The sequence below is a fragment of the Sulfurimonas sp. genome (genome assembly GCF_023228785.1).
Lineage (GTDB): Bacteria > Campylobacterota > Campylobacteria > Campylobacterales > Sulfurimonadaceae > Sulfurimonas.
Genome location: NZ_JALOAN010000011.1, coordinates 1 through 22,917 on the forward strand (window position 1 = coordinate 1; position 22,917 = coordinate 22,917).

Genomic DNA, 22,917 nt, shown 5'->3' on the forward strand with positions numbered 1-22,917 from the left:
AGTATAAAAGGCTTTAAAGCCTGATGAGATTGCGGGTCAAGCCCGCAATGACGCGACTTCGTCATCCTGAACTCCACAACCCGTCATCCTGAACTTGATTCAGGATCTCTTGAGGGTTTGAAAAGTATAAAAGGCTTTAAAGCCTGATGAGATTGCGGGTCAAGCCCGCAATGACGCGACTTCGTCATCCTGAACTCCACAACCCGTCATCCTGAACTTGATTCAGGATCTCTTGAGGGTTTGAAAAGTACAAAAGGCTTTAAAGCCCTGATGAGATTGCGGGTCAAGCCCGCAATGACGGAAATGTTGAGCTTCCAATGACGGAAATGTTGGACTTCAATGACGTAGAGGGAAGCCCGCAATGACGGAAATGTTGGGCTTCAATGACGGAAAAAGCACTAACACCAAAAAGAAGGAAAAATATGTTAAACCCTAAAACTTACTACTATGTTCATACAGGCCATCGTATTGGCTTAGACAGATTTAGAAGAGCTTGTACAATCATTCGACTTTTAAAAGATGTTGATATTACACTTTTATGTTCTGATTATCGTATCGCTCAGATCGCTTCTGAGTTTGGAGTAGATAAGAGTGTGGGAGTTGATGTTGTTAGAAATATTCCTCAGATCGCAAATCATGGTGACAACCTTATCTTTGACTCTGCAGAAGCTAACCCTATAATGCTCCAAGATATGAGAAACTACTTCTCAGGCTTTATTCGAATAAGCGATGAGAAAAATGACAAAAAAGAAGATGGAGAATTTTTGATATCGCCTTATTTAGAAGGGGATGAAATTTTAAATACTTTAGTCATTGATAAAAAATACTTCCAAGAAAAAGAAAAAACTATAGATATATCTTTTTTCTTCGGTGATGATGATTATGACAAACAATTAGAAAAAAATCTTTCACTTTTAGATGAAATAGATGCTGATTTACTTTTAGGTTTTTACTATTTTTTTGATTATGAAGATATGTTAAAAGAGAAATTTAAGAGACATTATGAATTTGAAAAATATGATGATGTCATCCAAAAGTCAAAAATTCTTATCAGTTCATCACATCAAGCAGTTTTAGAAAACCTAGCATCTGGAGGAAAACCTATCTTTATTCAAAGAAGAGATTATCCCGATAATTTTTTAGAAATTTTTAAGAAAATGAACATCCCTATAGTGCAAAACTACCAAAATAGTCAGCTCTTGACAATATTGAAAGCCCATGAAATACACGAGTATTACAAAGTGGAACATAAAAATGAAAAATTGATTGATTTTATAAAAGTTAGCTTAAATTTATAAATAATTAAAACTAATTTAGTGTATAATCAGAGTTAAAATTCACACTAAAGTAGCAAATATGGAAAATAATAGCCGTAGAGGTTTTATGGGTAAAGCGTTTGGTGCTGTTGCAGCAGTTGGTGCTGTGGGTTCATTAGTCGCGATGAAGAAATCGTGGGATCCACTCCCAAGTGTAAAAGCAGCAGGATTTACAACTCTAGATATGACAACATATCAAGAGGGTGTTATGGTAACTGAAAAATGGAGAGGCAAGCCTATCTTCGTTTTGAAAAAGTCAGCAGAAGTTATGGAGAATGAAAAGGGAAATCCAGCCGCAGAAGCAAGAAATATCAAAATCGGAGATGACAACTTTATGGTTGCTATCGGACTTTGTACACATCTTGGCTGTATTCCAGCATTTAGACCAGCAGAAAACGATTTTTTATGTGCTTGTCATGGTGGTATGTTTGATGCATCTGGTTTAGTTACAAAAGTACCACCTCCACGAGGTTTTGATATTCCTCCGTTTAAAATTGATGGTACAAATCTGATTTTAGGTGAAGTAGGTCCTGAGTGGCAATCGATGAAAGATAATGGCGTTACGCTATAAATTAGGGGGAAAATAAATGGCACATTTTACGAAGGCAACTGGTGTTAAAGATTGGTTAAACCAAAGATTAGCAGTTGAGACGGTAGAAAAGGTGATGATGTCGGAATATTGGATTCCGAAAAACATTAACTTTCTATGGGCAATGGGGATGGTTTTAGTAGTTACATTTGTACTACTATTGGTTTCAGGTATATTTTTACTTATGTACTATGTACCAACTGTTGATGAGGCATTTTATAGTGTAAACTATACGATAATGAGAGAAGTTGACTTTGGTTGGTTATGGAGACATGTTCACGGTGTAGCTGCATCTGTTGTCTTTTTAGTTATCTACATTCATATGTTTACTGGTATCTATTACGGTTCTTATAAGAAGGGTCGTGAAATGATTTGGATATCTGGTATGCTTCTTTTTGTCGCTTTTTCAGCTGAAGCATTTTCAGGGTATATGTTACCATGGGGACAAATGAGTTACTGGGCTGGTATGGTTATTACTAACCTGTTTGCTGGTGGTTCACTTCATGCAGATGGACTTGTTGAGTGGATTCGTGGAGACTATGTTCCTGCACAAGCATTTTTGGGTCGTTTCTTTATGTTACATGTACTTCTTTTACCACTTGCTATTGTAGGACTTATCGGTCTTCACTTTGCAGCACTTCGTATCCCGCATGTAAACAATCAAGATGGAGAAGAGATAGATTTTGATGTTGAGTCAAAAAAATATCTTGATGGAAACAAAGCTGAAAGTAAAGTTATGAGATTTGCAAATGACTTTATGTCTAAAGATATGATGGTTGTTGGAATTTTCTTAATCTTCTTCTTTTACCTAGTATTTTGGAACTATAGTTTCGCACTTGACCCCGTAAACTTTGATCCAGCAGATGGACTTAAAACACCTGCACATATCTACCCAGAGTGGTATTTCTTGTGGTCGTATGAAATTCTTCGTCCGTTTAACATTGACTTAGGTCTTGTACTATTTGGTTTTGCTCAAGTTATCTTTGTGTTCTTACCATTTCTAGATAGAAGTCCAAACACATGTCCAGCAAATCGTCGTGGAACAATGTTTAAAGTTTGGTTTTGGTTGATGCTCTCAAACATGATAGTTCTGACTGCCATGGGTAAACTACCTCCAGAAGGTATATTTAGTACTATTGGACTTGTTGCGGCTATATTGTTTGTTGTACAGTGGTTAGCACTTCCATTTATAACATCTAGGGAAAAAAAGGTATAAGGATAAAGATATGAAAAATAAAGAACCAATAATTTTAATAGTCGTCATCTTCTTTTCGCTTGTAACTTACTACCTAGTTGAGCCTTTTGCTCATGGTGTAATGCACAAGCATGTAGATAGTGAAAACTTTCAGTACAACGACTTACCCGCTCTTACAAAGACAGGTAATGTTGCAAATGGTCAAGAGTTGATAATAAATGCAGGTTGTGTTGGTTGTCACTCTATGGAAAAAGCTGGTATGCCAGCTCCTATGGATCCAGTAATGGCAGCTCAAAGTTATGGTGTAAATCCACCAGACTTAAGTGAAGCTGGTGCTGTTTACGATGCTAAGTTCTTAGCGGAGCTTATCAAAAACCCAGCACACGCACTAAAAGTTGAACATAAGTTTGATGAGTCAAAAGGTGAGATGCACCCGATGGTTCCGTTTTATGGAATGGGCGGAGACATAGATCAAGAAGTAGCTGATATGGTAGCTTACTTACAAGATCTAGCTGTTTCACCAGATGAAGTAACTCCTGCTATGGCATTTGAAAATGCTTGTGGTAGATGTCACGCAGTTGGTTATGAAAACTGGACTCAGATAGGTACAAAACCATCATTTAAACATGAAAAAGACTCACTAGCGTTTGATATAAAAGTTATGGAGTATGAAGAGTCACTTACTAAGTATATGGGTAAACTACCTCCAGATTTGAGTATATATATTCGTTCTCGTAGTGAAGACTTTTTAAGAACTTTTATAGAAAATCCTCAAAATCACTTAGCTGGGACTGCTATGCCTCGTGTTGGTGTAACTGCTGATGCTGCTGATAAAGTTTTAGAGTATATGAAAGACTCAGGTGATACTAAGCGTCACGAAAGAGAAGAGATAGGTAAAATGGTAATGATATACATAGTTATATTTGCTATTTTTGCATTCCTATGGAAAAAACAAGTTTGGAGAGACTTACACTAAGTTAAAACCTCCACGCAATGACAACCATGTCATTGCGAACTCACACTCCCGTCATTGCGGGCTACACTCTTCACTAGTTCCCATGCTCTGCGTGGGAACTCATATATATCTAAGTTGCAAGTACACATATAGACTCCCACGCAGAGCATGGGAGTCAGAAAAACCCTCAAGAGATCCTGAATCAAGTTCAGGATGACGGGTTGCGGGAGTTCAAGACGGAGTGCGGGAGTTCAAGACGGAGTGCGGGAGTTCAGGATGACGGAGTGGCGTCATTGAAGCCCAACACTTCCGTCATTGCGGGCTTGACCCGCAATCTCATCAGGCTTTAAAATTTCTCTCGTTGTAGATCTCCTTAGGCAGAACAATTTAGCTTCATCTCCACCTTGATTTTATATTTTTCTTTATTAGTGTATAATGTTTTATGGCAAAAATAGATGAGATAAAAGAACTTATAGGTTTTTTAAAAGCAATTTTTATAACATTGATAGTTATCGATACATCTTTGATAGCTTGGATATTTAAAAATTATTTTAATGAAATTTATTGGAAGTTGTATATTGTTCTATTTTTAATAATTATTATATCTTTTAGTATTGCAAAGCTTTTTACAAAAATACTAAAAGAGATTAAAAGTTTAAAGGAGATTAAGTAATGATACCACTAGTATTATCTCTCATAACAGGGCTAGCTTTATTGATATTTATAGTTTATAAAATACAGAAATTTGAAATAAATTAAACTCACACTTCCGTCACTGAAGCCCAATACTTCCGTCATTGCGGGCTCAACACTTCCGTCATTGCGGGCTTGACCCGCAATCTCATTAGGCTTTAAAACCTTTTTGTACTTTAAAACCTTTTGTACTTTTCAAACCCTCAAGAGATCCTGAATCAAGTTCAGGATGACGGAGTGCGGGAGTTCAAGACGGAGTGCGGGAGTTCAAGACGGAGTGCGGGAGTTCAAGACGGGTTGCGGGAGTTCAAGACGGGTTGCGGGAGTTCAGGATGACGGAGTGGCGTCATTGAAGCCCAACACTTCCGTCATTGAAGCCCAACACTTCCGTCATTGCGGGCTTGACCCGCAATCTCATTAGGCTTTTAAAGTTTATGTTACTTCTTCTCTACAACTACAAGAGTATTTACTAAGAGATCATGCAAAGCTTTTTTGTCTTTTCTGTATAGAGGTAGAAAAAGTCCTAAAAATGTCGCTGATGTGAATAAAAAAGCGATAAATCTTAAAAGGGCTCTGAAAAAACCTATGTATTGTCCGCTTCTGCTATCGACCACTTTCATCTCATAAGCTTTTTTCCCAGGGGTTTGTCCAAATCTACTAATAAGAAGTGCATAGATAAGTCCATATAGAGCAGTGCTTAAAAGTGGAGCTAGTTGTGATGCTTGAAAGTCATCTTTACCATCCATTATGACATAAGCACTTATATAGAGTATGGGAGCATAAATCATAAACATATCTGTTATAAATGCTTTTATCCTGCTTGTATACTTTGCGTAGGTATATTTAGGTTTTTGTGATGTGTTTTTTTGGTTTTTTTTCAATTTTCTGAATCTCATAAGGCAAATTATAGCAAAAAAGATGAAACTTTAAACAAAAAAATTAGTTAAAAGTGCCAAAAAACGGCTATATATGCCTAAAAGTAAACTAATAACTAATAAAACTTATGATTTAAACTTAATTTAAAAATTACCCTTGTACAATATGTAGTCTCAAAATGTATCACATGAGAGAAGTGATAGTGGAATAACACTTGCTGTTACTCTTCTATCACTTCTTAAAAGTGGTAACTTTTAAAAAAAAACAGGAGAATTAGAATGAAAAAAACAATGGTTTCTTTAGCGGCAGCGTCGCTAATCGCAACAACTGCAATGGCAGCTGACAAAGGTATCGATATCGTAACAACTGGTCAAGCGGTTCTTTACTATGAAACAAGTGATAACAATGGTAAAACTGAAAGTGTTCCAGGTGCTGGAGACTTTAAAGATCGTTCAAGTCTATTTCACCAAGACAGTTCACAAGCTAACGTTGGTCTTCAACTAAACCTTGATGCAGATCTTAAAAATAACTTCACTTTTGGTTCACAAATCTCTTACTTAGGCACAGCTGGTTTAGAGAAGAATCTTGTTTCTAATGTTAAACAAGATTTAGGTTTAAGTACTAAAAAAGACACAACTGGTCAATTAGCTCTAACTCAGATCTATATAGCTAAAAAGATAGGTAATACTACAGTTAAGATTGGTCGTCAAGAGCTTCCAAAATCACTCTCTCCTTTTGCTTACTCAGAGGGTTGGAATGTTTTCAAGAACACTTTTGATGCAGTTTTAGTGGTAAACACTGATATTCCAGATACTACTTTAGTTGGTGCTTATGTTTCAGGTGGAACAGGTATGAATCTATCTAGTACTAGTGATTTAACTCCAAAAGTTAATATTGATGGTGCAACAACTGTTGGTGGAACAGCTTATATGGCAACTGTTCAAAACAAGTCTATTCCAATGACTACAATTACTGCTTCTTACTATAGAGTAGCTAAAATATCTAATACTAGTCTACCAGCTACTGTAGTTTTAGATGGTGCTGATGCATTATGGGCTGATGTAGCTGTTGCCGGAAAAGATTTACCACTAGGTCTTAAATTTGGACTTCAAGGTGGTCAACTTTCATCAGATTCTTCTCTTGTAGCTGATACAAACGCATTTGGTGGTAAAATTGGTATGTCTCCAATTGATGCACTTACTCTATGTGTAGCATTTACATCAGTAGATGGTGATGATAATAAAGCTAATATAGCTGTTAAAAACTTTGGTACAGGTATCAAATCTCCACTATATACTCAAATGATATATAACCAAGATGCTATCGCTTTAGATGCAGATACTTTCATGCTTAAAGCTGCTTACAACACTGGTGACTATGGTACAGTTACAGCTCAATATGCTTTTACTTCAGCTGGAAACTCAAATCTTAACACTTACAGTGTAGGCGCCGTTGATAAGGGAAATGATTACGGTGAGTTTGACCTAATCTATAGCGTAAAAGCTGCAGGTGTTCAATACTTCGCTGCATACATCAACCGTTCATGGGATAAAAAAGATGGAATTAATGCTGCTGACACTGACCACAGACTTCGTGTTTGGGGTCGTTACAACTTCTAATAAGCACTTAGCTTAAAGAATCGAACTACTAAAAACTTTCCTACGCTTTTAAAGCGTAGGAATTCTTCAAAATAAATCCCCCAATCAAAAACTTTATGATATAATCTCTCTACTTTAAACTAAGAGAGAAATCATATGAACATAGTTAAAACACTCCTACTAACAGCCACTTTACTACTCTTTAGTGCATGTGGAAACAAAACAGCTTTTAAACTTCAAGAACCACTGGAAAATGCAGCTTTAGTATATGTATATGCAAAAGTAAAACTAGACTCTAGTGAGAGCTCAAACCGTGGTGAATACTCACTTCGTATAAATAATAAACCAGTTATGCAAAGAGTAAGAGATGGTGAATATATGGTCTTTAATCTAAAGCCTCAGCCTATGACACTCTCAGCTACAAAAGCTCAGATACAAGAAGTAGTGCTTGACCTTGACTTAAAAGCAGGAGAGACTTACTATTTTAAAATAGTTGACAGCCAAGATGGAAGTGCCTTTGATTTTGTAAAAGTTAAAAACTCAGAAGCAAAAACAGAGATAGCCTCAACTGGACTAGCAGGATCATCAGAAGAGTCACCAGAAAACATCATAACAGAGTTTGTAAACCCTAAAAAAACTGAATCTATGGAAGTTGTAGCACCTGTAGTAGTTCCTGTAACAACACAAGTTCCAATGGCTAAACAAACACCAATGCAAACAGCACCGATGTCAAAAACAGATGAGATCATGAAAGCTTATGAGATGAAAGAAAAAGGCATACTAAGCGATGAAGAGTTTAAAACTCTAAAAACAAATATACTAAATAAGTAAAAAAGATGCTAATAGATAGCTATGACAGAGTTGTTGACTACTTAAGAGTCTCTGTAACAGAGAGATGTAACTTTAGATGTCAGTACTGTATGCCAGAGAAACCTTTTTCATGGGTGCCAAAAGAGAACTTGCTTAGCTTTGAAGAGCTGTTTTTGTTTATGAAGATAGCCATCGATGAAGGTGTAAAAAAGATCCGTATAACAGGCGGAGAACCACTTTTAAGAGAAGATCTAGATAAGTTTATAAAGATGATCTATGACTATGAACCTAAGGTAGATCTAGCGATGACTACAAATGCATTTTTGCTAAAAGGTACAGCACAGAGACTAAAAGATGCAGGACTTAAACGTATAAATGTTAGCATCGACACACTTAAGCCAGAAATAGCTCAAAAGATAGCTCAAAAAGATGTACTCAAAAATGTTCTTGAGGGTGTTGATGAGGCTCTAAAAGTCGGGCTAAAAGTAAAAGCTAATATGGTGCCGATGAAGAGTTTAAATGCTGATGAGATCATAGATGTCTTGGAGTATTGTAAAGAGAGAAAGATTAGCATCAGGTTTATAGAGTATATGCAAAACTCCTTTGCATCTAAAGAGATAGAGGGCTTAAAGTCTGCCGAACTTTTAGAAATACTTAGATCTAAGTATGAGTTTAGTGATGATGGTTTTGATGGATCATCACCATCTCACTACTATACTATGAGTGATGGTTATAGGTTTGGAATCATAGAGCCATATGGAGACGACTTCTGTAAGCAGTGTAACCGCATAAGATTAACAGCTGAGGGAAATCTTATCCCCTGTCTCTACTTTGATGAAGCTATGAGTATATCTAAGGCTATAAAAGCGGGAGATATAAAAGCAGCTGCGGAAGTTTTAAGAGAAGTAGTAAGAACTAAGCCAGAGAAAAACCGCTGGGGTGGAGAAGATGGTGAAATCTCATCAAGAGCTTTTTATGAGACTGGTGGGTGAACGAGAGAGGCTTTGAAGCCTAATGAGATTGCGGGTCAAGCCCGCAATGACGGGAGTGTGAGCCCTCAATGACGGAAGTGTGAGGCTTCAATGACGTTACTTCGTCATCATGAATTCCCACAACCCGTCATCCTGAACTTGATTCAGGATCTCTTGAGGGTTTCAAAAATTACATAAGTTTTAAAATTGGAAATAGATGATATACCTAGTTGAACACTTTTACAGTATCCAAGGTGAGGGGCGTTATACTGGGACTCCATCGCTTTTTTTTCGCTTTGGTACTTGTAACTTAAAGTGTGAGGGTTTTGCTTGTAGTGAGATCGCTCCTGATGGCGTTGAAGTTGTAGGTTGCGACACTGTTTATGCGGTAAACAAAGAGCATTTTTCACATATGTGGAGCAAGATAACAAGATCCCAAGAACTTTTAAATGTCCTAGATCTATATGAACTTCCACAAAAAAGTGTAGATATAGTTCTCACTGGTGGAGAGCCACTTTTGTATGCAAATGATGAGATCTTTGTGGAGTTTTTAGAAGAACTTCACGCAAGAGGTCACAGGATCTGCTTTGAGACAAATGGAACTGTTGCAGTTGACTTTGAGAGGTTTGAGATATATAAAGAGTGTATTTTTGCTCTATCTGTAAAGCTCTCAAACTCAGAAGAGCCATATAAAAAAAGAGTAAGAGACGATGTTATAAACTCTATAGCCTCGTATGCTAAAGATGCTTTTTTTAAATTTAGTGTAGATGCGGAGTCTATAGATCTAGGTTTAGAAGATGAGATCTTTGATATAACTTCACATGCACCTAATGCTGATATTTTTTGTATGCCACTAGGCGGTGATAAAAAAACCGTAGAGGCAAATACTCCAATGCTTGTGGAGTTTTGCAAAGCAAAGGGTTATAACTTCTCAGATAGACTTCATATAAGGATCTGGGATGCAAATAAAGGAGTTTAAACTATGATAATAAGAAAAATGTTTAAGTTTGAAAATGCTCACATAGTAAGAGGTTGCTCAACACAAAAATGTAGAAGTTCTCTGCATGGACACTCTTACAAAGTTGAGCTTCTTTTTGAGTCTAACTTTTTAGATAATGGTCAGATGGTTTATGACTTTGGACTTATGAAGCAAAACATGAAAGAGCTAATAGACGCTTTTGACCATGGAGTTAGCATCTGGAGCGGTGATGAAGCGGAGTATATAGAAGATATGAAAAAACACTCACAGAGATGGATAGAACTTCCAGTTTCTCCATCGTGTGAGCAGTTTAGCCGTGTTTTTTTTGTGATGATAGATAGACTCTTACAGCTCACAAATACAGTAAATGGCGAGAGAGAGGTAAAACTCCATAGCATCATAGTTCACGAGACTGCAACAGGCTATGCACAAGCTTTTAGTTATGATGCATACTCTAAAGAGATGGGCTATATAGATCTAGAGAGCATTGTTTTTTCTCGGGCTGTTGTAGATGACTTTAGTGATAAAGATCTGTGGGAGAGAGTAAAAAAAGGCGAAAGTTTTACGAATCCAACAAAGGTTTAATCTAACCTTGTCACACCTCTCTTGAGGTGTGATGTATATATTTGTTCCACCTCAGGAGAGGATGGAACGAGAAAGTTCATTACACTTTTACACGAAGGAGTAAAATGAAAAAATTAAAAGAATTTTTTGAAAAACAAGATAGATTTGCAAAACTTTTAGGTTTTCATATAGAAGAAATAGAAGAAGGAACAGCAACAGTTAGCGCTACTATAAAAGAAGAACATCTCAATGGGGCAGATGTAGTTCATGGAGGATTTTTATTTTCCTTAGCTGATTTTGCTTTTGCCATTGCTTCAAACTCAAAAAATAACCTTTCTTTAGGTATAAATGCAAATATAAACTTTCAAAAAGCAAAATCTGGCGGTAAACTCTTTGCTAAAGCAAGAGAGCTAAGTGATGGTAAAAAAATTGCAACTTATGAAGTACGTATAAGTGATGAAGAAGATAACACAATTGCAACTTTTATAGGTACTGTATATAGAAAAGGGATCAATATTGTTTGATTTTAAACCCGTGATGAGATTGCGGGTCAAGCCCGCAATGACGGAGGTGTGGGTTGATGAGATTGCGGGTCAAGCCCGCAATGACGGAGGTGTGGGTTGATGAGATTGCGGGTCAAGCCCGCAATGACGCCATTTCGTCATCCTGAACTCCCACAATCCGTCATCCTGAACTTGATTCAGGATCTCTTCTCTCGTTCTCTCGTTCTCTCGTTCTGCGTGGGAATGCATATATATCTGAGTTGTAGTATATATATAGACTCCCACGCAGAGCGTGGGAGCCAGAGAAAGTGGCAATGACGGGAATGAGGTCAAGTTATTGATGGACTCAGTAGGGATGAGAAGTCCTCTTTTTTGCTTGTTGTAAAACTAAAGTTTATAGGTACAGCTTTTACTTTTTCATCTTTTTTTAACACCCCAACACCTGCATCTACCATAATATAAGAGTTTGATATGGCAAGAGGAGATACCATTCCAGGTGCGAACTTTTGGCAAGGTGTAAAACTACTTCCATCAAATTTTCCTGGAACTAAGGAGATAGAACTTTTTTTGAGTTTGTACTCATTTTTCATTTTTGTATCTATGCCTTTTAAGTATTTCTCATTTGCTCCACTTAGTGCTAAGATAATACTTTGTCCAAATAGTTCAAAGTTTAATGCGGCAGCTAGTGGATTTCCTGGTAGATTTAAAATAAGAGTGTCGCCGATTTTACCAAAAGCTGTTGGTTTTCCTGGTTTTATCTCCACTTTGTCAAAAAAAGTCTCCATACCAAATGAAGCAAACGCTTCTTGTGTAAAGTCAGCATCACCTACACTAACTCCTCCAGAAGTTACAATCAAGTCGCTGTTTAGTGCACTTTTGATATGTTTTTTCAAATCATCTATAGTATCTTCAGCTGTACCGATAAACTCAACTTCGCAACCTAGTTCCTCTGCACGAGCTAAAAGAGTAGGTGTGTTTGTGTTGTAGAGTTGGTAAGATGCAACTTGTTCAAAGTGCATCTTAAGCTCATTTCCTGATGCAAAAAGAGCTAATCGAGGTTTTTTGTGTACTTTTATATGGCTTATGCCTTGAGATGCTAAGAGGGTTATTTGATGAGCTTGGAGTTTTTGCCCTTTTTGTAAAAGCAGACTCTCTTTTTTGATATCTTCTCCGCAAAGTCTGATGTGTTTGCCGCTTAAGAGATCTTGTGGAAGTTTGATACCATCTTGGCACTTAGATGTCTCTTCTTGGGGAACTATACACTCACAACCCTCTGGAATCCTAGCTCCTGTCATAATTTTTATAGCGTATCCATCTACTAAGATCTCACTAGAGTTGTCGCCTGCAAAGATAGTATGCTCTACTTTGACACATTTGTTTGCATCTGAAGTCTTTACTGCGTAACCATCCATAGCTGAGTTATCGTAGGGTGGAAGGTTGTGAGTTGCATAAATATCTTCTGCTAAGATAAAGCCTAGAGCTTGTTCTAAGGGCAAGATCTTAAGTGCTTTTGTTTTTGTGTTTTTGTAGATAAAATCAAGTGCTTGAAGTATTGTAACGCTCATAAATGCCTCTTTTAAAATGTTTTAGTATTGTAGCATAGTATGGATTTTCAAACTGCTAATATGTGAGAGATAACTATTTGTATAGAATTTATAGTAGAATTTCACCATGAATGAAATGTATGATATGAGTATAGTTATGCACAACTATAGTGTTTATGGGATTTTAGCGGTGATTTTACTTAACTTTTTAATGCTTGCAAAAGCGGATGAAATAAGAGCTTATGCTAGATTTGTAACTCTTTTTATGCCTATTGGGATGACAGTAATCGGTGCTGTTATCTTTACTGGTGTAGTGATGATGGCTGCTAAGCATCTTGATTTTACTGTAGAGAATGTTGTGATGATACTTTTTGCTGTGATAGTGATAGTTTTAGAAAATATAAGATCTAAAAAACTGCAAAAGGTGGATAAAAAACTTCCTGAGGCACTTGTTTTGCACAAAAAAGAGGCTTATATAATCTTTGCGCTAGAAGTTTTTTTGGTTTTTAGTATCTCTGTTTGGATGTGGATTTGAAGTACATACTTTGTGATGAAGCCTCAAAAGATAAGATCAATATCAAAGGAGAGCTTCACAAGTACCTTGTCAAAGTTCGCAGACATAATGTCGGTGATGAGCTAGATCTAAGAGCAAAAAATGATCTCTCTATGCTTCATAGCTATAAGATCTCAAGTATAGATCCAAAGAGTTTGGAACTTTCTTTGTTATCATCTAGGATGCTTGAAGTAAAGAGCGAAAAGTATCTTCATGTGGCATGGTGCGTTATAGATCTTAAGTCTATAGAAAAAGTGCTTCCTATGTTAAATGAACTTGGAGTTAGTAGAGTTACCTTTGTTTACTGTGAAAGAAGTCAGAGAAATATAAAACTAGACTTTGCTAGGTTTGAGAGGATTTTAGAAGCTTCTATGCAGCAATGTGGCAGAAGCTCAATGATGGATCTAGATGAATGCAAAAGCATAAAAGAATTTTTGCATGAGTTTGATGATGTAGTTGTTTTTGACTTTTGTCAGCACTCTCTTGGATCTGATGCAAACTTTAAGAGAGTTCTTGTAGGTTGCGAGGGTGGTTTTTCTAAAAGTGAAAGGGAGATGCTTGGATCTAAAAAGAGTTTTAGATTAGAGACTCCGATGGTACTTCGTTCAGAGAGTGCAGTTGTGGCGATTTGCTCTAAAATATTGTTGTAAAGGTATTTTTAGTAAAGCCCGATGAGATTGCGGATCAAGCCCGCAATGACGGAGAGGGAAGTCCGCAATGATGCTATTTCGTCATCCTGAACTCTCACAACCCGTCATCCTGAACTTGATTCAGGATCTCATGAGGGTTTGAAAAGTACAAAAGGTTTTAAAGCCTTGATGAGATTGCGGGTCAAGCCCGCAATGACGGAGAGGGAAGTCTGCAATGATGCCATTTCGTCATCCTGAACTCTCACAACCCGTCATCCTGAACTTGATTCAGGATCTCATGAGGGTTTGAAAAGTACAAAAGGTTTTAAAGCCTTGATGAGATTGCGGGTCGAGCCTGCAATGATGGAGAGGGAAGTCTGCAATGATGCCATTTCGTCACTCTAAAATTAATATATGCTAAGTTAAGATAAAATTTGGTATAATTGCGTTTCTAAAAATCCGCCCCCATACGGATTTAAAAAATATATAGATATTCGCACATTAACGAGTATCAAAAGGCAAAACATGAAAAAAGATCTTCACCCTAAATTGGTAACATGTACAGTAACTTGTGCTTGTGGAAACAGCTTTGAGACAAAAAGTGCAAAAGATGAACTTCGTATAGATATTTGTAACGAGTGTCATCCATTTTTTACAGGTTCTGAGAGAATGGTAGATACAGCTGGTAGAATTGAGAAGTTTAAAAAACGTTACGCTCAAAACTAAAAACTTAATGCTTTTTCTCGCCAAAGGCGTAGCTTTAGTGACTGAGCATAATCTAGATTTGTTAAGATTGTGTGAGATTCAATAATGTTGAGCCTTGTTCCAACTCCCATTGGAAATATAAGCGATATATCTCTTAGAGCTATCGAAGTTCTAAGAGAAGCTGACATCCTGCTTTGTGAAGATACACGCGTCACAAAAAAACTCATCCACATCCTAAAAGAACGATATAACACCTCATTTAAAGAAGACCAACGCTTTATATCACTTCACTCACATAATGAAAAAAGTTTTTTAGAAGAACTTGATGTTTCTTTTTTTGATAAAGAAGTAGTTTATGTTAGCGATGCCGGAATGCCAGGCATTAGTGATCCAGGGCAACTTCTCGTTCGCTATGCACAAGAAAATGGTATTGACTATGATGTTTTGCCTGGCTCAAATGCTTTACTTACTGCTTTTGTAGCAAGTGGCTTTGTTGAGACTAGACTACTTTTTTGGGGATTTTTGCCTCATAAGGGAAGTGATAGAGCAGCATCACTTAATGGTGCTCTCTTTAGTGGTTTTGCAACTGTGCTTTATGAATCACCTCGCAGGCTTAATAAACTCCTCCAAGAGATAGAAAAAGAGCAACCTCTTAGAAAACTCTTTTTAGCAAAAGAGATAAGTAAAAAATTTCAAACATATTTTAGTGGAAATGCTTCAGAGTTACAAAAAGCCATAAATGACAATTTTCGAGGTGAGTGGGTAGTAGTTATTAGCCCTAGCGAGAAACAAAATAGTAGTGCTATAAGTGAAAATGACATTTTAGAACTAGACTTACCAAAGAAAGTACAAGCAAAACTCATATGTAAAATCACACAAGAAAACACTAAATCTTGTTATGAAAGACTACTAAAGCTATAAATATATAACAAAATGACTGCATTATCACTTTTTTTTGCTAGAATGTCCATATGTTAATTTATGCTAAACAACCAATCCAATACCTTATACAAAACTATCCAAATAAGATAAAAACTCTCTACTTAGCAAAAGAAGTAGATAAAAAAGAGTATGCTCGTTTGATGAAGATGAATTTTGAAGTAAAACGCATTCCATCTGATGCAGCTGGAGCGATGTGTAAAAATGCAAATCATCAAGGCATCTTAGCTGAAGTTGATGAGTATGAGCTTCAGCCTTTTAAATCCACTTTAGATAAAGAGTTTGTCTTGGTTTTATCTGGTTTAACTGATGTTGGAAATATCGGTGCTATTGTTAGAACTGCTTATGCAATGGGTGTTGATGCTATTGTCGCGTGTGGAGTTAAAAATCTTAACTTAGCACCAATAGTAAGAACAAGTACTGGAGCTTTGTTTGATATGCCTTTCGCGCTAGAACACAATATACTTGATGTTATGAATGACTTAAAAACATCTGGATTTTGTCTTTATGGCGCTGACATGGGTGGAGCAGACATTAGGGATGTTAAGTTAAAACAAAAAAGAGCATTAGTCCTTGGCAATGAGGGCGAGGGCTTAAGTAAAAGAATAATCTCAAAGTTAGATGAAGTTGTTAGTATAAAAATGTCACATAAATTTGACTCTTTAAATGTTAGTGTGGCAGGAGCTATTTTAATGGATAGGATGAGAATATGAGTGACGGGCTTAATAAGTTAAAAGAGATAGGTGCACAAAAGATTCATGAAAAAACACATATAGCAAGACATCATGTTCAAGCTCTTTTGCATGAATCTTTTGAAGATATGACAAAGATTCAAATGCAAGGTTTTATATCTATCTTGCAAAGAGAATATGGTGTAGATCTAAGTGATTTTAAAGCTAAGGTTGATGAATATTATCTTCTTAATACCCCAGAAGAAGATGATAGTGAGACACGATTTTTTGTATCTCCAACAAGAAAGAAAAAATATACCTTTGTTTATGTTCTAATAGCCGTAGCGATATTTGTAGTAGCTATGTTTTTTACACTAGAAAATTTAGCTCTAAGTAGTGAAAAAACAGATAATCACTCTATAGATAATAGTGCTATACAAAATGCTCAACAAAGTATGTCTAAGAGCGAAGAGTTAGAAGTTATAACAAAAGAAGATGCAGAAGATGATAACGCAACAGTAGCAGAAGTAGAAGACACCAAAGAAAAAGAAAAAATAGTAGAGTCAGAAGTAGTTGAAGTTGTAAAGTCTTTTAAAATTAAGCCTAATTCTGAACTTTGGATAGGTTATATTGACCTCTCAAACTATAAAAAATATCAAAAATTATTCTCAGGCGAGTTAGAGTTAGATCCAAATAAAGAGTGGTTATTCTCCCTCGGTCACGGATATGTTAGTATTGAGATAAATGGAGAAGTAAGAGAGTTTACTGATAGATCTAACCTTAGACTTCACTATAAAGACTCTAATATCTCAAAGATAAACTTTGCAAAGTTTAAAGAGTTAAACAGAGGACAAAAATGGTAAAAGTACTTTTTGCTATTTTACTCTTTAGCTCACTATCTTTTGCAGATATTTTGCAAGATGGTGAACTTTTAACACAAAAAATAAAAACTCTTATAAATCCTAAGATATATGAACAAAACAGAGCATATATAGATATCTTGTTTTCTCCAAAGTCTGAGTATTTTGTAAATGATAGAGTTGATGCTGTAAAAGTTATACAGACGCTAAAAGATAATGGACTTTTAAATCTTTTTTTTAAAAAACCTAGCGAGCTTACTTTGCGATTTAAAACAAGTGGCTCTCCACTGTTTTTTGTTAAAATCATGGGTGATACACTTAGAAATATAGGCTATTATAGATATGTAACACAAGAGTCAAATCTAAATAACTCAGAGTTTACTTGGACTATAAACTTAACCTCAGAATATGCAACAGATCCACTCATACTTCAACAAGAACTTAGAAAAAGTGGGTCACATATAGTTGATATAAAAAGAGACTCTGCGACTGACTGGACTTATGTGGTTGATATGAGAGATGGAAGACTAAATGTAGAGTCACTTGAAGATGGAATTGAACTTAGTCTAAAGAGATCTTTGTACTCCAAGTGGATAGATGTCTCAAAGGTAAAAAAACTTAAAATTTCTTCATCAAGAAGAAATAGTTGGTATCCTTACATCGCTCACTATGATGCTTCCCTGCATCTACTAAAGGTTGAAAAACACGATAGTAAAAAAACAAATCTTATACTTGAGCTTAATGACAACACTCACTACATAAAAATTTCAGATATCTACTCACTTAAAAATATAAGAGATGATCTGACTTTGATGCCATTAGGCTCTAGATAGGCAAAGATTTGTTAGCAAAGTGCAAATAATTTTGCTAGAATTACGACAATAATTTACTCAGGAATAATTGATGTTTGATGAAATAGAATTTGACAGAATGAAGAGACTACCGAAGTATGTATTTGCTGAGGTTAATGAGCTAAAGATGGCGCAAAGAAGAGCTGGTTCTGATGTTATAGACTTCTCTATGGGAAACCCTGATGGTGACACTCCAGAACATATAAGAGCAAAACTAATAGAGTCAGCCAATAAAACTAGAACTCACGGTTACTCAACTTCAAAAGGTATCCCAAAACTACTTTTGGCAATATCTGATTGGTATAAAACAAGATATGATTGTGATCTAGATCCGATGACTGAGTGTGTAGCTACTATGGGATCAAAAGAGGGTTATGCACACCTTACTTACGCAATAACAAATCCTGGTGATGTAGCAGTAATCCCAGATCCAACATACCCAATACATGAGTACTCTTTTATCTTAGCAGGTGGAAATGTAGTTAAGTTTGGTATAGAGTTTGATGAAGATTATAAGCTAGATGAAGATAAGTTTTTTCATGATCTAGATCGCGTTTTTAAAGAGAGTTCTCCAAAACCAAAGTATGTTTTAGTTAACTTTCCCCACAATCCAACTACAGCAACAGTTACACAAGAGTTTTATGTGCGTCTTGTAAAGATGGCAAAAGAGAAAAGATTTTATATTATCTCAGATATTGCTTATGGAGACATAACTTTCTGCGGATATACAACTCCATCTATCATGAGTGTGCCAGGCGCAAAAGATGTGGCAGTTGAGAGTTTTACACTCTCAAAATCTTACAATATGGCTGGCTGGAGAGTTGGCTTCTTTGTAGGAAACAAAAAACTCATAGGTGCACTTCAAAAGATTAAATCATGGCTTGATTATGGAATGTTTACGCCGATTCAAGTTGCAGCTACAGTAGCTCTTAATGGCGATCAGCAATGTGTTCAAGATATAACAGACAAATATAATCACCGTCAAGATATTTTACTTCGTGCATTTGAGAGAGCTGGTTGGAAGATCCGCAAAAATAGAGCAAGTATGTTTGTTTGGGCGGAGATTCCTGTGTGTGCTCGCCATTTGGGAAGTTTAGAATTTTCAAAAAGACTTCTTAAAGAAGCAGCGGTTGCAGTAGCTCCAGGGATCGGTTTTGGTGCTTATGGTGAGAACTATGTTCGTATAGCCCTTATTGAAAATGACAACAGAATCCGTCAAGCTGCAAGAAACATAAAAGAGTTTTTAAAACAGTTTGAAGACGAAAAAAAGTAAACACATGAAATAAATCACACTAGTGTGATGGGCTTTCTGCCGAAGAAAACTCAGCGCGCACGACGGAGTACCCTTGGGGTATTTGCGTGTTAAATGAGGGAAAAGGTTCCCTTAAATTTATGAAATAAATTAAAGGATATAAATTTGATAAAAGTAGGAATAATAGGCGTTGGGACAGTTGGAACAAGCGTAGCTCAGATCTTAAAAGATAATGCTGATGTTATTTCTGCAAGAGCAGGTGTTGATATAGTTGTTAAGTGTGGGATTGTAAAAGATCTAAGTAAAGACAGAGGCTTAGATATAAAGTTAAGCGACAATGTTAATGATGTCTTAGATGATGATGAGATCGATATTGTAGTTGAGCTTATGGGCGGAGTTGATGAGGCTTTTGAAGTAGTAAAAAAGGCACTAAAGAGTGGTAAAGCAGTTGTAACTGCTAACAAAGCTCTTTTGGCTTACCATCGTTATGAACTTCAAGATATGGCTAAAGATATTGCTTTTGAGTATGAAGCTTCTGTAGCTGGTGGGATCCCCATCATTAACGCTCTTCGCGATGGCTTATCTGCAAACCATATAGAGTCTATTATGGGCATAATGAATGGAACTTCAAACTATATGCTTACAGAGATGCGAGATGAGGGAGTTTCATACGATGCAATCCTCAAAGAGGCACAAGATCTAGGTTACGCTGAGGCTGATCCTACCTTTGATGTAGGCGGATATGATGCTGCTCATAAACTTCTAATACTCGCTTCTATAGCTTATGGAATTGATGCTAAACCTGAAGATATCTTAATAGAGGGGATAGAAAATATCTCTCAAGAGGATATCGCTTTTGCTAAAGAGTTTGGATATGTTATAAAACTACTTGGAATTGCGAAAAAAGATGCAAATGAAGTAGAGCTTAGAGTTCATGCTTGTTTAATAAAACAAGATGAGATGATAGCAAAGATAGATGGTGTGATGAACGCTATTTCAGTAGTTGGCGATAAAGTAGGTGAAACACTATATTATGGTCCTGGAGCTGGTGGAGATGCGACTGCTAGTGCAGTTATTGCAAATATTATAGACATTGCAAGAAGCGGAAAATCTGCACCAATGCTAGGGTTTGACAAGCCATTAGAGGGTAAACTTACACTAAAAGCGACTGATGATATAAACTCAAAATATTATCTTCGTATAAATGTCTCAGATCGTACTGGTGTACTTGCAAAACTAGCAAAAATATTTGAACAACACAATATCTCAATAGAGACTATGCTTCAACGCCCAGCATCAACAAACTCGGCAAATTTGTTAATATCTACTCATATAGCCCTAGAGAGAGATATACAAAACATGATAAAAGAGATCAAAGAGCTAGACTTTGTAAATGCAAAACCTGTAATGATTAGGATAGTTTAAAACTGGAAAATTGATGGAAAATATAGAGACAATAGATAGCGTTTGCACTTATTGTGGTGTTGGCTGTGATATCGCAGCCAATGTAGATGTAAAAGAGAACAAGATAAAAAATATCTTCGCTCATCCTGATGGAGTTGTCTCACAGGGAAAACTTTGCATCAAGGGAAAATACGGTTTTGACTTTGTGGATGCTGAGGATAGATTAAGAGTTCCACGCATAAGAAAATCTTTCTTAGAGAAAAATCCAAACATCAAAGACGCTATTTTTTCATCTCTAACTTCTCTTGATGAACTTTGGTTTGAGACAGATCTAGAGAGTGCAACTACTGCTATAGCTATGAAGTTAAAAGAAGTTCAACAAACATATGGACGAAAGAGTGTTTGTTCCATCGGCGGAGCTAGAACCTCTTGTGAGAGCTCATATATCTTTCAAAAATTTACCCGCCAAACTTTAAAATCTCCTCATGTTGATAATTGTGCTAGAGTCTGTCACTCTCCATCTCTAAAGGGAATGAAAACTACCATCGGAGAGGGTGCGGCAACAAATCCTTACAACGATATATATAACACTGAGTTTATGATAGTTATCGGCTCAAACACAACAGAAGCTCATCCTATCATCTCAAATCGCATCTTGGATGTAGCAAGAGAGAGTGATAACTTGGCAGTTTTTGATGTTAGAGAGATCAAGCTTCATAGATTTGCAAAGTATAAAGCCATTATGCCTCATGAAGCGAACTTGTTAATATTAAACATGATTGCTTATGTAATTATAGACGAAGAGCTTTATTCTGAGGAGTTTATAGCCGACAGAACTGAGGGCTTTGATGAGTTTAAAGAGATGATTTTAAATGATCCTTTTGCAAATCCTAACTATTTTAATGAAATTGAGGGCTATGAGAGTTTGGCTAAACTAGTGCCAAAAGTAGCTCGTGAGTATGCCCTGAAGAGATCTATGATCTTTTGGGGACTTGGGATCACTGAGCATATAGATGGATCTTACGCTGTTATGGCAATAACTCACTTAGCTTTAATGACGGGCAATATTGGAGGAAGTGGAGTTGGACTTATGCCACTTCGTGGACAAAACAATGTTCAAGGAGCTTGTGATATGGGGATGCTTCCATACTATGAGCCAGACTATCAAGATGCAAAAGAAGTTGGACTTATGACTCCACAGCTTGTAGATGCGATGCTAGGTGGCGAGATAAAAGCACTACTAAATATGGGCGAAGATATAACTCATATACATCCAAATATTAATAAAATAGACATGGCACTAGAGAATTTAGAACTCATAGCAGTTCAAGAGCTTTTTATGACTGATATTGCACAAAAGGCTGACATAGTTATAGGCGTAAAGTCGGCTTATGAGAAAACTGGTGTCTATATAAATGCGATGAGAAGACTGCATCTCTCTCAACCTCTTGTAAAGAGCGACTTGCCAGATGACTGGGAAATTCTGCAGATGATAGATAATAAAATGGGTGGAAATTCCAACTTTAAAGATTCTAAAGAAGTTTGGGATGAGGTTCGTGAGGTTGCATATAGAAGATTTAGCGGAGCTGACTATACTCGCTTAGAGAGACATAGAAAAAGAGGACTTCAATGGCCAGTTCATACTGAAGACACACCTATACTTCATCAACTAGACTTTAGAACTGACAACGGTTTAGGCAAGTTTTGTTACCATCAGTACAAGCTTCGTGGAATGGTAGAAGAGATAATTAATAAAAGCCTAAAAGGTTACCATCTTACAACTGGAAGAGCACTAGCTCACTACAACAACGCTTCACAAACAAAAAGAAGTGAGTCTCTAAATAAGAGATATAGTGAAGATATTTTGCTAGTAAATGATGGAGATGCGGATGATTTTAAGAGCGAAAGAGTTATTTTGAGATCTAAGTATGGAGAGACCTCGCCACTTCTTGTAAAATTTACAGACAAAGTACAACCAAAAACTCTTTTTACAACCTTTCATCATGCTGGATCTAAGATCAACGCTCTCTTTGGAGATGAGTGTGACGAGCTAATACTTACCGCTGCATTTAAGAGTGTCAAGGTTGAGGTTGTAAACGCTTGAGTAGAGCAAAAGGTAATTTAGCAGAAGATAGAGCTTGTTCGTTTCTTGATGAGAATGGCTTTATGATAGTAGAGAGAAACTTCTACTCAAGATTTGGCGAGATAGATGTTATAGCTTCAAAAGATAGTGTTTTACACTTTATAGAGGTCAAAAGTGGACTTGATTATGAGTTGGCAATACAAAATATAACTCCAAGCAAACTAAGAAAACTCATAAGAACTGGTAACACATTTTTGAAAAAGAACAACCTTGATGTTGACTTTGTTTATGATGCTGTGATTGTTACTCCACAAAATGTTGAGATGGTAGAAAATCTAACTCTATAGTTTATATGTTATAATTTTTCATAAAACTTC

24 protein-coding genes are annotated in these 22,917 nt (G+C 36.4%); 22 read left to right on the plus strand and 2 right to left on the minus strand.

The annotated features are described in order from the left end of the window. Positions 1-422 precede the first annotated feature (422 nt). The 5 genes from M0Q24_RS04145 (at position 423) to M0Q24_RS04165 (ending at position 4,728) form a co-directional block, all read left to right on the plus strand. Positions 423-1,298, plus strand: a complete 876-nt coding sequence (locus M0Q24_RS04145) for a hypothetical protein (RefSeq protein ID WP_295047687.1) — start codon at positions 423-425, stop codon at positions 1,296-1,298. Positions 1,299-1,356: 58 nt separating this feature from the next. Further along, the gene (gene petA / locus M0Q24_RS04150) at positions 1,357-1,887 is read left to right on the plus strand and encodes a ubiquinol-cytochrome c reductase iron-sulfur subunit (RefSeq protein WP_295047690.1); all 531 of its coding nucleotides are present in this window, start codon (positions 1,357-1,359) and stop codon (positions 1,885-1,887) included. 16 nt (positions 1,888-1,903) lie between these two features. Next, a complete protein-coding gene (locus tag M0Q24_RS04155) occupies positions 1,904-3,121 on the plus strand; it encodes a cytochrome bc complex cytochrome b subunit (protein ID WP_295047693.1) in 1,218 nt (405 codons plus the stop codon). Positions 3,122-3,131: 10 nt separating this feature from the next. Beyond that, positions 3,132-4,076 carry a c-type cytochrome gene (locus M0Q24_RS04160; protein WP_295047696.1) on the plus strand — a complete coding sequence of 315 codons (945 nt, stop codon included), beginning with the start codon at positions 3,132-3,134 and terminating at the stop codon, positions 4,074-4,076. Between the two features lie 421 nt (positions 4,077-4,497). Then, positions 4,498-4,728, plus strand: coding sequence for a hypothetical protein (locus M0Q24_RS04165; protein WP_295047700.1), 231 nt, complete (start codon positions 4,498-4,500; stop codon positions 4,726-4,728). 457 nt (positions 4,729-5,185) lie between these two features. Here M0Q24_RS04165 and M0Q24_RS04170 read toward each other — a convergent pair whose 3' ends face one another. Next, the gene (locus M0Q24_RS04170; protein ID WP_295047703.1) at positions 5,186-5,629 is read right to left on the minus strand and encodes an RDD family protein; all 444 of its coding nucleotides are present in this window, start codon (positions 5,627-5,629) and stop codon (positions 5,186-5,188) included. A gap of 273 nt (positions 5,630-5,902) precedes the next feature. On the opposite strand from M0Q24_RS04170, the gene M0Q24_RS04175 reads away from it, so the two are divergent. The 6 genes from M0Q24_RS04175 (at position 5,903) to M0Q24_RS04200 (ending at position 11,070) form a co-directional block, all read left to right on the plus strand. After that, entirely contained in the window at positions 5,903-7,243 is a 1,341-nt protein-coding gene (locus M0Q24_RS04175) for a hypothetical protein (RefSeq protein ID WP_295047706.1), read from the plus strand. A gap of 135 nt (positions 7,244-7,378) precedes the next feature. After that, a complete protein-coding gene (locus M0Q24_RS04180; protein ID WP_295047709.1) occupies positions 7,379-8,053 on the plus strand; it encodes a hypothetical protein in 675 nt (224 codons plus the stop codon). Between the two features lie 5 nt (positions 8,054-8,058). Next, a complete protein-coding gene (moaA, locus tag M0Q24_RS04185) occupies positions 8,059-9,024 on the plus strand; it encodes a GTP 3',8-cyclase MoaA (protein ID WP_295047712.1) in 966 nt (321 codons plus the stop codon). A 196-nt stretch (positions 9,025-9,220) separates the two neighbouring features. Further along, positions 9,221-9,982: a 7-carboxy-7-deazaguanine synthase QueE gene (locus M0Q24_RS04190; protein ID WP_295047715.1), complete on the plus strand. Its 762-nt coding sequence runs from the start codon at positions 9,221-9,223 to the stop codon at positions 9,980-9,982. Between the two features lie 3 nt (positions 9,983-9,985). Beyond that, complete coding sequence (locus M0Q24_RS04195; protein WP_295047719.1) at positions 9,986-10,567, plus strand: 6-carboxytetrahydropterin synthase; 582 nt, start codon at positions 9,986-9,988, stop codon at positions 10,565-10,567. A 104-nt stretch (positions 10,568-10,671) separates the two neighbouring features. Beyond that, positions 10,672-11,070, plus strand: coding sequence for a PaaI family thioesterase (locus M0Q24_RS04200; RefSeq protein WP_295047722.1), 399 nt, complete (start codon positions 10,672-10,674; stop codon positions 11,068-11,070). A gap of 308 nt (positions 11,071-11,378) precedes the next feature. Here M0Q24_RS04200 and M0Q24_RS04205 read toward each other — a convergent pair whose 3' ends face one another. Then, positions 11,379-12,614: a molybdopterin molybdotransferase MoeA gene (locus tag M0Q24_RS04205; protein WP_295047724.1), complete on the minus strand. Its 1,236-nt coding sequence runs from the start codon at positions 12,612-12,614 to the stop codon at positions 11,379-11,381. 106 nt (positions 12,615-12,720) lie between these two features. Here M0Q24_RS04205 and M0Q24_RS04210 point away from each other — a divergent pair, with 106 nt between their 5' ends. The 11 genes from M0Q24_RS04210 to M0Q24_RS04260 all read left to right on the plus strand — a co-directional run bounded on the left by M0Q24_RS04210 (position 12,721) and on the right by M0Q24_RS04260 (position 22,887). Continuing rightward, positions 12,721-13,128: a hypothetical protein gene (locus tag M0Q24_RS04210; protein WP_295047726.1), complete on the plus strand. Its 408-nt coding sequence runs from the start codon at positions 12,721-12,723 to the stop codon at positions 13,126-13,128. Then, positions 13,119-13,796 carry a 16S rRNA (uracil(1498)-N(3))-methyltransferase gene (locus M0Q24_RS04215; RefSeq protein WP_295047825.1) on the plus strand — a complete coding sequence of 226 codons (678 nt, stop codon included), beginning with the start codon at positions 13,119-13,121 and terminating at the stop codon, positions 13,794-13,796. Before M0Q24_RS04210 ends, M0Q24_RS04215 begins: the two co-directional genes overlap by 10 nt. 504 nt (positions 13,797-14,300) lie before the next feature. Further along, positions 14,301-14,501 (plus strand): 50S ribosomal protein L31, encoded by a 201-nt coding sequence (gene rpmE, locus M0Q24_RS04220; protein ID WP_295047728.1) that lies wholly within the window; start codon positions 14,301-14,303, stop codon positions 14,499-14,501. Positions 14,502-14,585: 84 nt separating this feature from the next. Further along, on the plus strand, positions 14,586-15,401 hold the full coding sequence (rsmI, locus tag M0Q24_RS04225) for a 16S rRNA (cytidine(1402)-2'-O)-methyltransferase (protein ID WP_295047730.1): 816 nt from the start codon (positions 14,586-14,588) through the stop codon (positions 15,399-15,401). A gap of 50 nt (positions 15,402-15,451) precedes the next feature. After that, entirely contained in the window at positions 15,452-16,132 is a 681-nt protein-coding gene (gene rlmB / locus M0Q24_RS04230) for a 23S rRNA (guanosine(2251)-2'-O)-methyltransferase RlmB (protein ID WP_295047732.1), read from the plus strand. After that, a complete protein-coding gene (locus tag M0Q24_RS04235) occupies positions 16,129-16,953 on the plus strand; it encodes a hypothetical protein (protein ID WP_295047734.1) in 825 nt (274 codons plus the stop codon). Before rlmB ends, M0Q24_RS04235 begins: the two co-directional genes overlap by 4 nt. Beyond that, positions 16,947-17,783 (plus strand): hypothetical protein, encoded by an 837-nt coding sequence (locus M0Q24_RS04240; protein ID WP_295047736.1) that lies wholly within the window; start codon positions 16,947-16,949, stop codon positions 17,781-17,783. The genes M0Q24_RS04235 and M0Q24_RS04240 overlap by 7 nt, the downstream gene beginning before the upstream one ends. A 70-nt stretch (positions 17,784-17,853) precedes the next feature. After that, the gene (locus M0Q24_RS04245) at positions 17,854-19,074 is read left to right on the plus strand and encodes an LL-diaminopimelate aminotransferase (protein WP_295047738.1); all 1,221 of its coding nucleotides are present in this window, start codon (positions 17,854-17,856) and stop codon (positions 19,072-19,074) included. 144 nt (positions 19,075-19,218) lie between these two features. Next, positions 19,219-20,478: a homoserine dehydrogenase gene (locus M0Q24_RS04250; RefSeq protein WP_295047740.1), complete on the plus strand. Its 1,260-nt coding sequence runs from the start codon at positions 19,219-19,221 to the stop codon at positions 20,476-20,478. A gap of 13 nt (positions 20,479-20,491) precedes the next feature. Next, positions 20,492-22,561 carry a molybdopterin-dependent oxidoreductase gene (locus tag M0Q24_RS04255; protein WP_295047742.1) on the plus strand — a complete coding sequence of 690 codons (2,070 nt, stop codon included), beginning with the start codon at positions 20,492-20,494 and terminating at the stop codon, positions 22,559-22,561. Further along, positions 22,558-22,887, plus strand: coding sequence for a YraN family protein (locus M0Q24_RS04260; protein ID WP_295047744.1), 330 nt, complete (start codon positions 22,558-22,560; stop codon positions 22,885-22,887). The genes M0Q24_RS04255 and M0Q24_RS04260 overlap by 4 nt, the downstream gene beginning before the upstream one ends. The last annotated feature ends 30 nt before the right edge of the window (positions 22,888-22,917 follow it).

Excerpts from the sequence above, each read along its gene's own strand:
- M0Q24_RS04145 (WP_295047687.1), top strand. The coding sequence starts at position 423 with ATGTTAAACCCTAAAACTTACTACTATGTTCATACAGGCCATCGTATT.
- petA (WP_295047690.1), top strand. The coding sequence starts at position 1,357 with ATGGAAAATAATAGCCGTAGAGGTTTTATGGGTAAAGCGTTTGGTGCT.
- M0Q24_RS04155 (WP_295047693.1), top strand. The coding sequence starts at position 1,904 with ATGGCACATTTTACGAAGGCAACTGGTGTTAAAGATTGGTTAAACCAA.
- M0Q24_RS04160 (WP_295047696.1), top strand. The coding sequence starts at position 3,132 with ATGAAAAATAAAGAACCAATAATTTTAATAGTCGTCATCTTCTTTTCG.
- M0Q24_RS04165 (WP_295047700.1), top strand. The coding sequence starts at position 4,498 with ATGGCAAAAATAGATGAGATAAAAGAACTTATAGGTTTTTTAAAAGCA.
- M0Q24_RS04175 (WP_295047706.1), top strand. The coding sequence starts at position 5,903 with ATGAAAAAAACAATGGTTTCTTTAGCGGCAGCGTCGCTAATCGCAACA.
- M0Q24_RS04180 (WP_295047709.1), top strand. The coding sequence starts at position 7,379 with ATGAACATAGTTAAAACACTCCTACTAACAGCCACTTTACTACTCTTT.
- moaA (WP_295047712.1), top strand. The coding sequence starts at position 8,059 with ATGCTAATAGATAGCTATGACAGAGTTGTTGACTACTTAAGAGTCTCT.
- M0Q24_RS04190 (WP_295047715.1), top strand. The coding sequence starts at position 9,221 with ATGATATACCTAGTTGAACACTTTTACAGTATCCAAGGTGAGGGGCGT.
- M0Q24_RS04195 (WP_295047719.1), top strand. The coding sequence starts at position 9,986 with ATGATAATAAGAAAAATGTTTAAGTTTGAAAATGCTCACATAGTAAGA.
- M0Q24_RS04200 (WP_295047722.1), top strand. The coding sequence starts at position 10,672 with ATGAAAAAATTAAAAGAATTTTTTGAAAAACAAGATAGATTTGCAAAA.
- M0Q24_RS04205 (WP_295047724.1), bottom strand. The coding sequence starts at position 12,614 with ATGAGCGTTACAATACTTCAAGCACTTGATTTTATCTACAAAAACACA.
- M0Q24_RS04210 (WP_295047726.1), top strand. The coding sequence starts at position 12,721 with ATGAATGAAATGTATGATATGAGTATAGTTATGCACAACTATAGTGTT.
- rpmE (WP_295047728.1), top strand. The coding sequence starts at position 14,301 with ATGAAAAAAGATCTTCACCCTAAATTGGTAACATGTACAGTAACTTGT.
- rsmI (WP_295047730.1), top strand. The coding sequence starts at position 14,586 with ATGTTGAGCCTTGTTCCAACTCCCATTGGAAATATAAGCGATATATCT.
- rlmB (WP_295047732.1), top strand. The coding sequence starts at position 15,452 with ATGTTAATTTATGCTAAACAACCAATCCAATACCTTATACAAAACTAT.
- M0Q24_RS04235 (WP_295047734.1), top strand. The coding sequence starts at position 16,129 with ATGAGTGACGGGCTTAATAAGTTAAAAGAGATAGGTGCACAAAAGATT.
- M0Q24_RS04240 (WP_295047736.1), top strand. The coding sequence starts at position 16,947 with ATGGTAAAAGTACTTTTTGCTATTTTACTCTTTAGCTCACTATCTTTT.
- M0Q24_RS04245 (WP_295047738.1), top strand. The coding sequence starts at position 17,854 with ATGTTTGATGAAATAGAATTTGACAGAATGAAGAGACTACCGAAGTAT.
- M0Q24_RS04255 (WP_295047742.1), top strand. The coding sequence starts at position 20,492 with ATGGAAAATATAGAGACAATAGATAGCGTTTGCACTTATTGTGGTGTT.